Raw genomic sequence first — 13,059 nt, 5'->3', positions numbered from 1 at the left:
AAATGGACAAGTACGGACTTATCGGCTACCCCTTGGGCCACTCATTCTCCATCAGCTACTTCAATCAGAAGTTTGCCGATGAAGGTATCAATGCCAAGTACGAGAATTTCGAGATTCCCACCATTGACGATCTGCCCGAGATCATTGACCGCAATCCCAATCTGAAGGGACTCAACGTCACCATCCCTTATAAAGAGAAGGTGATTCCTTTCCTCGACAGCATTTCGCCCGAGGCACGAGCCATTGGCGCTGTTAACGTCATCCGAGTGGTTCACGAGAAGAACAAGACGTTGCTCAAGGGCTACAACAGCGATGTCATTGGTTTTACTCAAAGCATCGAGAGCATGCTCGATCCAAAATGGCACAAGAAAGCCCTCATTCTGGGCACAGGCGGTGCCTCAAAAGCCATCAACTTCGGTCTCAAGTCATTAGGCATTGAGCCCGTGTTTGTTAGCCGCTACGAGCGCCCCGACACGATTCAATACAGTCAGATTACCCCCGAGGTAGTCAAGGAATACAACGTCATTGTCAACTGCACACCATTAGGCATGTACCCCAAAACCGACGAGTGCCCCGACCTGCCCTACGAGGCAATGGACTCACATACCATCCTCTACGACCTGATTTACAACCCCGACCAAACACTGTTTATGCGTAAGGGGGCAAAATACGGTGCCGAGGTGAAAAACGGTCTCGAAATGCTACTCCTGCAAGCCTTTGCCAGTTGGGAGTTCTGGCACGGAAACGATAAATAAAAAAAGATTATGGACAACAGATATATGATGCGAGGCGTAAGTGCCGCCAAGGAAGATGTGCACAACGCCATCAAAAACATTGATAAGGGTATTTTCCCACAGGCCTTCTGTAAGATTATTCCCGACATCTTAGGGGGCAACCCAGAGTATTGCAACATCATGCACGCCGACGGCGCTGGCACAAAATCGGCCCTTGCCTACATGTATTGGAAAGAGACCGGTGACCTGTCAGTATGGAAAGGTATCGCTCAGGATGCCATCGTTATGAATACCGACGACTTGCTCTGCGTAGGTGCCGTGGATAACATCCTGGTATCAAGCACCATCGGCCGCAACAAGATGCTCATCCCTGGCGAAGTTATCTCTGCCGTCATCAATGGTACCGACGAACTGCTCAGCGAGCTCCGCGAGATGGGAATCGGCATCTATCCCACTGGTGGTGAGACAGCCGATGTAGGCGATCTGGTTCGAACCATCATCGTCGACAGCACCGTTACCTGCCGTATGAAGCGCGCCGACGTCATCGACAATGCCAACATTCGTCCTGGCGACGTCATCGTCGGTCTTTCATCTACAGGTCAGGCCACCTACGAAAAACGCTACAACGGCGGTATGGGATCTAACGGTCTCACCTCAGCCCGTCACGACGTGTTCGCCAAGTATCTGGCAGAGAATTACCCAGAGAGTTATGATCACGCCGTACCCGAAGAACTCGTGTTTAGTGGAAAATACAAGCTCACCGACGCTGTAGAAGGCGCTCCCGTGAATGCAGGTCAGCTTGTTCTTTCGCCAACCCGCACTTACGCTCCTGTCATCAAGAAGTTGCTCGACGAACTCCGTCCTGAAATTCACGGTATGGTTCACTGCACAGGCGGTGCCCAGACCAAGGTGCTCCACTTTGTAAATGCCAACTGCCGCGTAGTGAAGGACAACATGTTCCCCGTTCCCCCACTCTTCCGTGCTATCCACGAGTGTTCAGGCACCGACTGGAAGGAGATGTACCAGGTATTCAACATGGGTCACCGTATGGAAATCTACGTACGTCCCGAGGTTGCCGACAAGGTAATCGCGATATCAAAGTCGTTCAACATCGACGCTCAGGTAGTTGGTCACATCGAGGAAGGTAAGAAGAGTCTCACCATCAAGAGCGAGTTCGGCACATTCGATTATTAATCGTTTTTTCAACCTATACAAGCACAGCGGAGGCCAAATTGAGTCCTCCGCTGTACTTTTTTAAAGCCGTCATCGCCACGGAAAGAAGTACAGCTAAAGGTGTACACGCGCGCGAACCTTAATATAATAATAAATAAGCCCTAACCTTCTGGTACCAACAATTGCTTCTTGGAAAGTTTTTTTTGCACGCACAACTACTCAAAATGCAAACGATTGTATAATATTTTATGTTAACATTTTATAAAATTAATCGCTGTGTAGGCACACATTGACGATTCATCAAAAAAAAACGCCAAAAAATTTGTGAGTTTCCGAAAAAAACCTTACCTTTGCCACCGTTATCCTGAAAACAATCTTTTTACCTTAGAAGACTAATACCTATTGAAGATATGGAGCGATCGCTTGCGAAAGTCATCGCTTTATTTTTTGCCCGCGCTCGAATAGTTAAACTTTCATAAATCTTACTACTTTTCACTATTCACTATTCACTATTATATAAAAATTATGTACCTTTGCACCCCGTTAGAGTCCGTTGGGGCAGAGTTAAGTGTGTACGAACGTATGCCGCCTCGCGGAAAAACCCCTAAATACAAATAAAAGCAAAATGTACGCAATTGTAGAAATTCAGGGTCAGCAGTTCAAGGCTGAGGAGGGCAAGAAGCTCTTCGTGCACCACATCAAGGATGTTGAGGCAGGCAAGACTGTTGAATTTGACAAGGTACTGCTCGTAGATGCTGACGGCGCAGTGAAGGTAGGTGCTCCCACCGTAGATGGAGCAAAAGTAGTGTGTGAAGTAGTGAACCCACTCGTAAAGGGTGACAAGGTCATCGTTTTCAAGATGAAGCGTCGTAAGGACTATCGCGTTCGCAACGGTCATCGTGAGCAGTTCACAGAAGTAGTAATCAAGTCGGTAATCGCTTAAAAACGTAGGAGGAACAACATTATGGCACATAAGAAAGGTGTAGGTAGTTCTAAGAACGGTCGTGAGAGCGCAGCTCAGCGACTTGGCATCAAGATCTTCGGTGGTCAGCAGTGCGTAGCTGGTAACATCATCGTTCGCCAGCGTGGTACAAAGCACAATCCTGGTAACAACGTTGCCATTGGTAAGGACGACACTCTCTACGCTCTCGTAGACGGTACCGTAAACTTCCACAAGGGCAAGTACAACAAGAGCGTTGTATCAGTAATTCCTAATGCTGAGGCCTAAGGTAAAATTTTAAAGAAACAACTTATTCCAAACAAACAACAGATTCCCGCACTCCGCAAGGAGTAGCGGGATTTCTGCATTTTTAAGGCTATTTTCTTGGCTATTTAATCGATTATTTGTACCTTTGCGCCTTAGAAAAAGAATATAAACAAATAAATACGTATTTGATATGTTAACACTCAAACTCATCAATGAGGAAACAGAACGCGTGATTCGCGGATTGGAGAAGAAACATTTTGCTGGCGCTAAAGAGGCCATCAATCAGGTTTTGGCCGTTGACAAGCGTCGTCGTGAGGCACAACAGGAGCTCGACAAGTGTCTGAACGAGCAGAAACAGCTCTCAGGACAGATAGGCCGACTGATGAAAGAAGGCAAGAAGGACGAGGCTGAGCAGGTAAAGGCTCAGGTGGCCCAGTTGAAGGAGAAATCAAAGGAAATGGACGAGACTATGGCCAAGGCTCAGGAAGAGATGACCACTCTGCTCTGCCAGATTCCTAACATTCCATACGACGAAGTGCCCGAAGGCAAGGCTGCCGAGGACAACCACGTAGTGAAGAGCAACCTGAAGGAGTGCACCGCCGACGATACTGTTGGCAACTGGGATGTAAACCCCAAGCTGGGTATTGCCAATCCCCTGCCCCACTGGGAGCTCGCCAAGAAATACAACCTCATCGACTTTGATCTGGGCGTAAAGATCACTGGTGCCGGCTTCCCTGTTTATATCGGCAAGGGAGCCCGTCTGCAGCGCGCCCTCATCAACTTTTTCCTCGACGAGGCCCGCAAGAGCGGTTACACAGAGATTATGCCACCTACAGTAGTTAACGCTGCCTCAGGCTATGGCACAGGCCAGCTGCCCGACAAGGAAGGACAAATGTACCACTGCGAGGTAGATGATTTCTATCTCATCCCAACAGCCGAGGTACCTGTAACCAACATCTATCGCGACGTGATTCTCGACGAGAAGGATCTGCCTATCAAGAACTGTGCTTACACAGAGTGCTTCCGTCGTGAGGCAGGCTCATATGGTAAGGATGTTCGTGGTCTGAACCGTCTGCACGAGTTCTCGAAGATTGAGATTGTTCGTATCGATAAGCCCGAGCACTCAAAGGAGAGTCACAAAGAGATGCTGGAGCACGTTGAAGGCCTGCTCAAGAAGTTAGAGCTCCCCTATCGTATTCTGCTACTCTGCGGCGGCGATCAGAGCTTTACAAGCGCCATCTGCTACGACTTCGAGGTATACTCAGAGGCTCAGGGGCGCTGGCTCGAGGTATCAAGTGTATCTAATTTCGACACCTATCAGGCCAACCGCTTGAAGTGCCGCTATCGCAATAGCGAGACCAAGAAGACCGAGCTGTGCCACACGCTGAATGGTTCGGCTCTGGCTCTGCCAAGAATCGTTGCAGCTCTGCTGGAGAACAACCAGACAGAGAACGGCATTAAGATTCCTGCAGCACTCGTTCCCTACATGGGTTGCGACATGATTGATTAATCAACAACTTACAAATACTTATGAACAAAATCGTTAGAAAAGAGCAGTTCTCCGAGAAGGTTTTTCTTTTTGAGATCGAAGCTCCACTGATTGCGAAGAGCCGTAAGGCAGGCAACTTCGTAATCGTGCGCGTAGGCAAGAAAGGTGAGCGCATGCCGCTGACCATCGCTGGCGCAGACATCGACAAGGGTACCATCACACTCGTAGTACAGATGGTGGGACTCTCATCCAAAAAACTCTGTGCCCTGAATGTGGGCGACTATGTGACTGACGTGGTTGGTCCATTAGGTAACCCCACAAAGATTGAGAACTACGGAACAGTAGTCTGCGCAGGTGGTGGATTGGGCGTAGCACCTATGCTGCCCATTATCCAGGCACTCAAGGCCGCTGGCAACCGTGTGCTCTCAGTAATGGCTGGTCGCTCTAAGGACCTGATCATCCTTGAAGACAAGGTACGCGAAAGTTCTGACGAAGTAATCATCATGACCGATGATGGCAGCTACGGCGAGAAAGGCGTAGTAACCGTTGGTATCGAGAAATTCATTGACCAGGAGCCACATGTGGACAAGGTATTCGCTATCGGCCCTCCTATCATGATGAAATTCTCAAATCTTACCGCTCAGAAGCACAACATCCCTTGCGAAGTCAGCCTGAACACCATCATGGTCGACGGAACAGGTATGTGTGGCGCATGCCGACTCACCATCGGAGGCAAGACCAAGTTCGTTTGTATCGATGGTCCTGAATTCGACGGCGCACTGGTTGACTGGGACGAGATGTTTAAGCGTATGGGCACCTTTAAGCGCGAAGAGCAGGAAGAACTGGCCCACTACGAGGAGCATCTGGACAGCCTTAATGCCGAGGAGAAGGTCGAGACCAAAACCACCGATGTGGTGATGGATGCCGACCCAACCAACGACACCATCGAGGTGCTGACCGATCGTAACGCCGCTTGGCGCGATGAGCTCAGAAAGAGCATGAAACCCAAGGAGCGCACACAGATTGAGCGCGTAGTGATGCCAGAGCTCGACCCCGTTTATCGTGCAACCACCCGTACTGAGGAGGTGAATATCGGCCTGACCAAGGAGATGGCGATGACAGAGGCCAAACGTTGTCTGGACTGCGCCAAACCTACTTGTGTTGAGGGCTGCCCTGTAAACATCAATATCCCCTCGTTCATCAAGAACATCGAGCGTGGTCAGTTCCTGGCAGCCGCTAAGGTACTGAAGAACACCTCTGCCCTCCCCGCTGTCTGCGGACGTGTTTGTCCTCAGGAGAAACAGTGTGAGAGCAAATGTATCCACCTGAAGATGAACGAGCCCGCTGTAGCCATCGGCTATCTGGAGCGTTTCGCTGCTGACTTTGAACGCGAGAGTGGCAACATCTCTCTGCCTGAGATTGCACCAGCCAACGGCATGAAGATTGCCGTAGTAGGTTCTGGTCCTGCCGGACTGAGCTTTGCAGGCGATATGGTGAAGAAAGGTTATGATGTATATGTATTTGAAGCCTTACACGAAATCGGTGGTGTACTGAAGTACGGTATCCCCGAGTTCCGTCTGCCCAACAAGATTGTCGACGTAGAAATTGAGAATCTGGCCAAGATGGGTGTACATTTCCAGACCGACGTCATCGTAGGTAAGACCATCAGCGTAGAACAGCTTGAGAAGCAGGGCTTCAAGGGCATCTTTGTAGGTTCTGGCGCTGGTCTGCCGAACTTCATGAATATCCCTGGCGAGAACAGCATCAACATCATGTCGTCGAACGAGTATCTGACCCGTGTGAACCTGATGGACGCTGCCAACCCAACTACTGACACCCCATTGAATCCAGCCAAGAGCGTGCTGGTTGTAGGTGGTGGTAACACCGCTATGGACTCTTGTCGTACAGCCAAGCGTCTGGGCGCCGACGTGACACTGGTTTATCGCCGTTCTGAGGTAGAGATGCCAGCCCGTCTGGAAGAGGTGAAGCACGCCAAGGAAGAGGGTATCAAATTCCTCACACTCCACAATCCTATCGAGTACATCGCTGATGAGACTGGTGCTGTAAAACAGGCCGTTCTCCAGGTGATGGAGCTGGGAGAGCCCGATGCATCAGGTCGTCGCAGTCCTGTTCCTGTTGAGGGCAAGACCGTTACACTCGATGTCGATCAGGTGATTGTGGCTGTAGGTGTGTCGCCCAACCCACTGGTACCCAAGAGTATCGAGGGCTTGAAGCTGGGACGCAAGAACACTATTGCCGTAAGCGAGGAGATGCAGTCTTCACGTGCTGAGATCTTCGCTGGTGGCGACATCGTGCGTGGTGGTGCAACAGTCATCCTCGCTATGGGTGATGGCCGTCGTGCTGCATTGAATATGGATAAGCATCTGCGTGGAGAAGCCTAATCAAGATAAAGAGAGCCATCGCCTCTGGCATCGTCTCAATGAGCGTTTTGTCAAGGCGATGGCTACTTATCATCTGATAGAAGATGATGACCACATACTCGTGGGCCTATCGGGTGGCAAGGATTCGCTCCTGTTACTCGAACTGCTGGCCAGACGTTCGCGCATCCAGCATCCACGATTCAAGGTAGAGGCGCTGCACGTCAGGATGGAAAACATCCACTATGAGACTGACACCAGCTATCTACAGCAGTTCTGCGACAATCTGGGCGTCGAGCTTCATGTGCTGACAACCCACTTCGAGGTTGATGCTGCGACAGAATCGGGACAACCTACCGATGCAGCCCGTCGCCGCAAGCAGAAAACACCCTGTTTCCTGTGCTCATGGAACCGTCGCAAGCAGATGTTCAATCTGGCACAGGCGTTAGGCTGCAACAAGATAGCCTTAGGCCACCATCAGGACGACCTGCTGCACACAGCGCTGATGAACCTAACCTTCCAAGGGCGATTCGACACCATGCCTGCCCTGCTGAAGATGCGCAAGATGCCACTCGCTATCATCCGTCCGCTATGTATGATTGAGGAGAACGACATCAAGCAGTATGCCCAACTACAGGGCTATCAGAAACAGCAGAAGCTCTGTCCCTACGAGACCTACTCGCATCGCGCAGACATTAAGCAGCTATACGACGCCATTGAGCGTATGAATCCAGAGGCCCGCTACAGCATGTGGAACGCACTTAACGAAGACAATAAACTAATTGAAGAATAGATATGAAACTAAGGAAAATTACAATACTGATATTGGCACTCTTGCTGGCACTACCGATGGCAGCACAGAAGAAGAAGCGCATTAAACCACGCCCAAAGCCAGAGCCTGTAGTCGAAGAGCCACTGGAAGACCCACGTATCACCAACATGCGTGCGATGACCCAGCAGATTATCTTCATCGACAGTATTGTAACCAACAAAGAGCAGTTTCTCTCAGCCATCCGCCTATCGTCGGAATCTGGGCAGCTCATGAATACGGGCGCCTTCTTCCGCAATCAGCTCAAAGGCTGTCTCTACATCAACGAGATGGGCAATAAGATATATTTCAGTCAGCAAGAGGGCAAACAGCAGCAACTGTTCACATCCGATAAGTTAGGCAACGAGTGGAGCCATCCGCAGGCCCTGCAGGGCCTCAACGAAGGCATCGACGAGGCCTCCTACCCCTTCATGCTTTCAGATGGTGTCACCTTCTACTTTGCAGGCAAGGGCGAAGAGAGTATTGGCGGCTACGATATCTTCATGACACGCTACGACTCACGTAGCGGCAGTTTCCTGAAACCAGAGAATCTGGGCATGCCCTTCAACTCTGAGGCCAACGACTACATGTACGCTATCGACGAAACTAATCGTATTGGTTACTTTGCCAGCGACCGTCGCCAGCCTGAGGGTAAGGTCTGCATCTACATCTTCATCCCAGCCGATGCGCGTAAGACCTACGATGCCTCGAAATATTCAGAGGAGAAGATACGTCGCTTTGCCGACATCGCAAGAATCGCCGACACCTGGGGCAATGGTCAGGAACGGAAGGCCGCACTCGAGCGCATCAAAAACAAATATGCCGCTAATGGTGCTTCAGGCGAAATGGTGAGCACTGATGGCGAAGCTTCAGCAGTACATTTCCAGTCGAAAGAGGCAAAATCGCTTTACCAGAAGCTGATGAAAGAGCAGTATGAGCTCGAAATCGCCAACTCACGTCTGGACCAGCTGCGTCAGGAGTATCACAAGGCCAATACCAACGAGAGAAAGCAGATGAAGAGTGAGATTCTGAAGCTTGAAGACGAGGTCATCAAGCTGAACGCTCACGTCAAACAGTTGGACAAGGCCACACGTAATGCCGAAATCAGTAGTAAACAACAATAATACATACAGTCTATGAAAAAGAAATTTCCAGAATCAGAACTGATTATCAATGCCGATGGTTCATGTTTCCATCTGCATCTGAAGCCTGAACAGCTGGCCGACAAGGTGGTGCTGGTAGGCGACCCAGCCCGTGTTGATACCGTTGCTGCCCATTTCGACTCAAAAGAGTGCGAGGTGTCGAGCCGCGAGTTCCACACTATCACAGGTATGTATAAAGGCAAGCGTATCACCTGTCAGAGTCACGGTATCGGCTGCGATAATATCGACATCGTAGCCAACGAGCTCGACACGCTCGCCAACATCGATTATAACACCCGCGAGGAGAAAGCCGAGCACCGCACCCTCACCATGGTACGTATCGGTACCTGTGGCGGTTTGCAGCCCAACACCCCTACAGGTTGCTTCGTGGCATCGGTAAAGAGCATTGGTTTTGATGGTCTGCTCAACTACTATGCCGACCGTAACAAAGTGTGCGACCTGAAGCTTGAAGAAGCCTTCAAGCAGCACATGAATTGGAACCCCATCAAGGGCGCTCCTTACGTATCGGTAGCCGATGCTGAGCTCATCGACCGCATTGCCAAGGACGATATGGTTTGCGGCTACACCATCTCGTGTGGTGGATTCTACGGCCCTCAGGGACGTGTACTCCGTGCCAATATCGAGGATCCCAAACAGAACGAGAAGATTGAAAACTTTGAGTATGATGGCCTGAAGATCTGCAATTTCGAGATGGAATCGAGTGCGCTCGCTGGTATGGCGTCGCTGCTGGGTCATCGCGCTATGACCTGCTGCATGGTCATCGCTAATCGCTACGCCCAGAAAATGAACACAGAGTATAAAAACTCTATCGACACACTTATCGAAAAAGTACTCAACCGCATTTAAATGAACGAAACAATCTGCGCTCTCGCCACAGCCCCAGGTGGCGCTATAGGAATTATAAGAATCTCAGGCCCTAAATCGCTTGAGATTCTTTCTCATGTATTTTCAAAGGACCTCTTGCAGGCCCAGCCCAACACCATTCATTATGGACATATCAAGAACGGCGAAGAGATTATCGACGAGGTTCTGGTGAGCGTATTCCGTGCCCCCCACTCTTATACGGGCGAAGAGAGTGCAGAGATTTCCTGTCACGGCTCGCGTTACATTCTGAATAAGGTGATAGCCTTGCTGATAGCTAACGGTTGCCGTCAGGCTGGCCCAGGCGAATTCACCCAGCGTGCCTATCTGAACGGCAAGATGGACCTCTCGCAGGCCGAAGCTGTGGCCGACCTGATAGCCTCTACCAATCAGACTACCCATCAGATAGCCATGAGTCAGCTGCGCGGTCATTTTTCATCAAAGCTCGCCCAACTGCGCGAACAACTACTCAAGCTCACCTCGCTCTTGGAGCTCGAACTTGATTTTTCCGACCACGAGGATCTAGAGTTTGCCGACCGCAGCGAACTTACAGAACTTACCAAAACGATTTACAATCACATCATCCGTTTAGCCCAGAGTTTCGAAACAGGACAAGCCCTCAAGCAAGGCATCCCCGTGGCTATTGTAGGCAAAACCAATGTAGGTAAATCCACCCTACTCAATCGCCTACTGAAGGACGATCGCGCCATCGTTTCTGATATTCACGGCACCACCCGCGACACCATCGAAGACACCATCGACATCCATGGCGTCACCTTCCGTTTCATCGATACTGCAGGTATCAGAGAGACCTCTGACACCATCGAACAGATAGGTATCGACCGCACCTACCAGGCTATTCAAAAGGCCCGCATCGTTCTTTGGCTCATCGATACAGAACCTTCAAGAGAAGAAATAAATAACATCAATCGACACTCTGAAAATAAAAAACTTATCATCATCAAAAACAAATCTGATAAAGACAGTAACAATAGTTACAATTTGTTAAACATACCATTTATCGCCATCAGCGCGAAGTTTGGCACTGGGATCGATGAGTTAGAGCGAGCCATCTACGAGGCTGCCGACATTTCCACCCTCACAGAGAACGATATCATCGTCACCAACGCTCGCCACTACGACGCTTTGGTTCGCGCCCACGACAACATCCAGCGTGTTATCGACGGACTCGAAATGCAACTAAGCGGCGACCTTCTCAGCGAAGACCTCCGCCAAGCCCTCGACACCCTTGCCGAGATCACCGGCGGCCAGATAACCCCCAACGAAGTATTAGGAAATATATTTAAAAACTTTTGCGTGGGAAAATAGAATACGATTAACGGTCATCACTCGATATGACTCGATATGACTAAATCGTTTATTTTCAAGCAATTCCACACTCGCAATATCATCAGCGTTAATCGTTGATGATATTTTTTTCGCTCATTTTTGTACGTTATTTGTACGTTTGGGAAAATCCCAACGTTGGCACATGCTCACTCAATGTCTCCGACTGGCACACGTTGGACACCATTGGATTGTTAAACGATGTCCTCGCGTGGCACACTTTGGACACATTTGGACACATTTAGACAGACTTGGACAGAAAACAGGAATAATAACGTACAAAAATAGACATATGGAAATAGTTAAGAAATGCGAATGGTGTCATAAGACCTTCATTGGTCAGATGGTCACAGCAAGGTTTTGCAGCAGTAAATGTTGCAATCAGGCTTATAGGTACAAGAGAAATGTGCAATCAGGCAAGTGCACACCTCCCGACAGCACTATCGATTTGAGTACCTTATCAAGAAGAGTTGACGAGAAGAAGCAGTTCAATGACACGCTGAAGGATAAACAGTTTCTGTCTCCTACAGAGGCTGCAGAGCTTCTGGGCGTTTGCCGAAGTACTATCTACAATTATCTTGGGCTGCAAGAACTGAAAGCAAAGCAGTTTCGAGGAAAGACCATCATCAGAAGGAGGGACATTGAAAAACTTTTCGATGATGCCCCATCCTATAAGAAGCGAGGCAGCATCCAAAAGGGAAAGAAAACTCATAATGACTATTATTCCCTTAAAGAGATGATGGAGAAATTCAAAATCAGTAAGCGAACGGTATTCCGCAGATGCGAACAGTTCGGTATTCCCCAAATCATTGAAGGTAGAAGAACTTTCTGGAAAAAGAAAGACGTTGACGTGCATTTCGCAGAACTGCTCGTGCAATACGACCTGAAAGACTGGTATAATGCCAAGCAGATAGAGGACATTTATGGGATGAAGCGTGCAGCTCTAAACAAGTATGCTCTTCGCCATAATGTGCCACGCATCCAGTTTCAGAACGTCACTTACTTCTCTAAGAGCCATATTGACAACCTCAAACGACTTGCCAAAATACCAGATGGCAACTACTACACCGTTCAGGACATTGTCAAAAGCAGCAGTTTCTCAACATCCCAAGTTCGTTACTATGTCAAGAACGAAGAACTGAGAGTGAAGAGGGTCAACGGACTGTTGCTGATACTGAGGACTGACTGGGATGCCTTCGTAAAACGATATCAGGCAAGCCACCTCTCTGAAGCACCCAAGCCACAAGAACCCAGTCCTTTCTACACCATTGATGAGATTATTGAGAAGTACAAGGTCAAGGAAACGACCATCTACCGTATTGCCAAAGCGCAGAACATAGATGTCTTTACTATTGGGGATAAGAAATGCTTCCCCAAAGCTGGTATCGACAACTATTTCATCAAGGACAATCCTACCCCAGAACTGACAGAATGGTACTCCAGCGAAGAAATCCAATCGAAATACAACATGACTTACAAGCAAGTCACAACCTTCGTCTGCAAGCATCATATCCCTCGAAAGTATGTCGGAACAAAGCCCTACTACTCCAAACTGCATGTTGACAAGGAGAAGAACATCCTTCAACCTGAGGATGATTTCAAGACCGTTGAGGAACTGATGAACATGTATCAGATGACAGTCCATCAGGTAAGAGAGGTTATCCGCTTCTATCATGTGCCAAAGAAGAGGTGTGGCAAGTTCATCAAACTCAGTTTACATGATTTCAACCGTATCATTGAGGAGCGGAAGCAAGGTATTGTACCGGCTAAATGTGATGAGTTGCCAACAGATCCATCCTAAAATCCAGTTTATTGTAAGTTTATGGCGGTATAAAGATATACTGACGATACACTCCCTAATTTTGCAGCCAGATTTTCAAAACAGAAGTATAACGCATT

11 protein-coding genes are annotated in these 13,059 nt (G+C 49.0%); all 11 read left to right on the top strand.

Annotation, left to right across the window (positions count from 1 at the left end):
• Positions 1 to 2 precede the first annotated feature (2 nt).
• Entirely contained in the window at positions 3 to 755 is a 753-nt protein-coding gene (locus T491_RS0108050; RefSeq protein WP_028903443.1) for a shikimate dehydrogenase, read from the top strand.
• 9 nt (positions 756 to 764) lie between these two features.
• Positions 765 to 1,928: an AIR synthase-related protein gene (locus T491_RS0108045; RefSeq protein ID WP_028903442.1), complete on the top strand. Its 1,164-nt coding sequence runs from the start codon at positions 765 to 767 to the stop codon at positions 1,926 to 1,928.
• Positions 1,929 to 2,532: 604 nt separating this feature from the next.
• A complete protein-coding gene (rplU, locus tag T491_RS0108040) occupies positions 2,533 to 2,850 on the top strand; it encodes a 50S ribosomal protein L21 (protein ID WP_028903441.1) in 318 nt (105 codons plus the stop codon).
• A gap of 21 nt (positions 2,851 to 2,871) precedes the next feature.
• The gene (gene rpmA, locus T491_RS0108035) at positions 2,872 to 3,135 is read left to right on the top strand and encodes a 50S ribosomal protein L27 (protein WP_013064241.1); all 264 of its coding nucleotides are present in this window, start codon (positions 2,872 to 2,874) and stop codon (positions 3,133 to 3,135) included.
• A gap of 169 nt (positions 3,136 to 3,304) precedes the next feature.
• A complete protein-coding gene (serS, locus tag T491_RS0108030; protein ID WP_028903440.1) occupies positions 3,305 to 4,624 on the top strand; it encodes a serine--tRNA ligase in 1,320 nt (439 codons plus the stop codon).
• A gap of 20 nt (positions 4,625 to 4,644) precedes the next feature.
• Positions 4,645 to 7,005, top strand: a complete 2,361-nt coding sequence (locus T491_RS0108025; RefSeq protein ID WP_028903439.1) for a bifunctional dihydroorotate dehydrogenase B NAD binding subunit/NADPH-dependent glutamate synthase — start codon at positions 4,645 to 4,647, stop codon at positions 7,003 to 7,005.
• A complete protein-coding gene (locus T491_RS0108020) occupies positions 6,992 to 7,774 on the top strand; it encodes a tRNA 2-thiocytidine biosynthesis TtcA family protein (RefSeq protein ID WP_028903438.1) in 783 nt (260 codons plus the stop codon). Before T491_RS0108025 ends, T491_RS0108020 begins: the two co-directional genes overlap by 14 nt.
• Before the next feature lie 2 nt (positions 7,775 to 7,776).
• Complete coding sequence (locus tag T491_RS0108015; protein WP_028903437.1) at positions 7,777 to 8,913, top strand: hypothetical protein; 1,137 nt, start codon at positions 7,777 to 7,779, stop codon at positions 8,911 to 8,913.
• Positions 8,914 to 8,925: 12 nt separating this feature from the next.
• Positions 8,926 to 9,798 (top strand): nucleoside phosphorylase, encoded by an 873-nt coding sequence (locus T491_RS0108010; protein ID WP_028903436.1) that lies wholly within the window; start codon positions 8,926 to 8,928, stop codon positions 9,796 to 9,798.
• A complete protein-coding gene (gene mnmE / locus T491_RS0108005) occupies positions 9,799 to 11,142 on the top strand; it encodes a tRNA uridine-5-carboxymethylaminomethyl(34) synthesis GTPase MnmE (protein ID WP_028903435.1) in 1,344 nt (447 codons plus the stop codon). It begins immediately after the preceding gene.
• Between the two features lie 310 nt (positions 11,143 to 11,452).
• The gene (locus tag T491_RS0108000) at positions 11,453 to 12,961 is read left to right on the top strand and encodes a helix-turn-helix domain-containing protein (RefSeq protein WP_197018831.1); all 1,509 of its coding nucleotides are present in this window, start codon (positions 11,453 to 11,455) and stop codon (positions 12,959 to 12,961) included.
• Positions 12,962 to 13,059 lie beyond the last annotated feature (98 nt).

Source organism: Prevotella sp. P6B4, assembly GCF_000619985.1.
Classification (GTDB): Bacteria; Bacteroidota; Bacteroidia; order Bacteroidales; family Bacteroidaceae; genus Prevotella.
This window is presented reverse-complemented; position numbering and strand designations above follow the sequence as displayed.

Bases quoted from the DNA above. Each gene is read 5' to 3' on its own strand.
- mnmE (WP_028903435.1), top strand. From the start codon at position 9,799: ATGAACGAAACAATCTGCGCTCTCGCCACAGCCCCAGGTGGCGCTATA.
- T491_RS0108000 (WP_197018831.1), top strand. From the start codon at position 11,453: ATGGAAATAGTTAAGAAATGCGAATGGTGTCATAAGACCTTCATTGGT.
- T491_RS0108045 (WP_028903442.1), top strand. From the start codon at position 765: ATGGACAACAGATATATGATGCGAGGCGTAAGTGCCGCCAAGGAAGAT.
- rplU (WP_028903441.1), top strand. From the start codon at position 2,533: ATGTACGCAATTGTAGAAATTCAGGGTCAGCAGTTCAAGGCTGAGGAG.
- T491_RS0108010 (WP_028903436.1), top strand. From the start codon at position 8,926: ATGAAAAAGAAATTTCCAGAATCAGAACTGATTATCAATGCCGATGGT.
- T491_RS0108050 (WP_028903443.1), top strand. From the start codon at position 3: ATGGACAAGTACGGACTTATCGGCTACCCCTTGGGCCACTCATTCTCC.
- rpmA (WP_013064241.1), top strand. From the start codon at position 2,872: ATGGCACATAAGAAAGGTGTAGGTAGTTCTAAGAACGGTCGTGAGAGC.
- T491_RS0108025 (WP_028903439.1), top strand. From the start codon at position 4,645: ATGAACAAAATCGTTAGAAAAGAGCAGTTCTCCGAGAAGGTTTTTCTT.
- serS (WP_028903440.1), top strand. From the start codon at position 3,305: ATGTTAACACTCAAACTCATCAATGAGGAAACAGAACGCGTGATTCGC.
- T491_RS0108015 (WP_028903437.1), top strand. From the start codon at position 7,777: ATGAAACTAAGGAAAATTACAATACTGATATTGGCACTCTTGCTGGCA.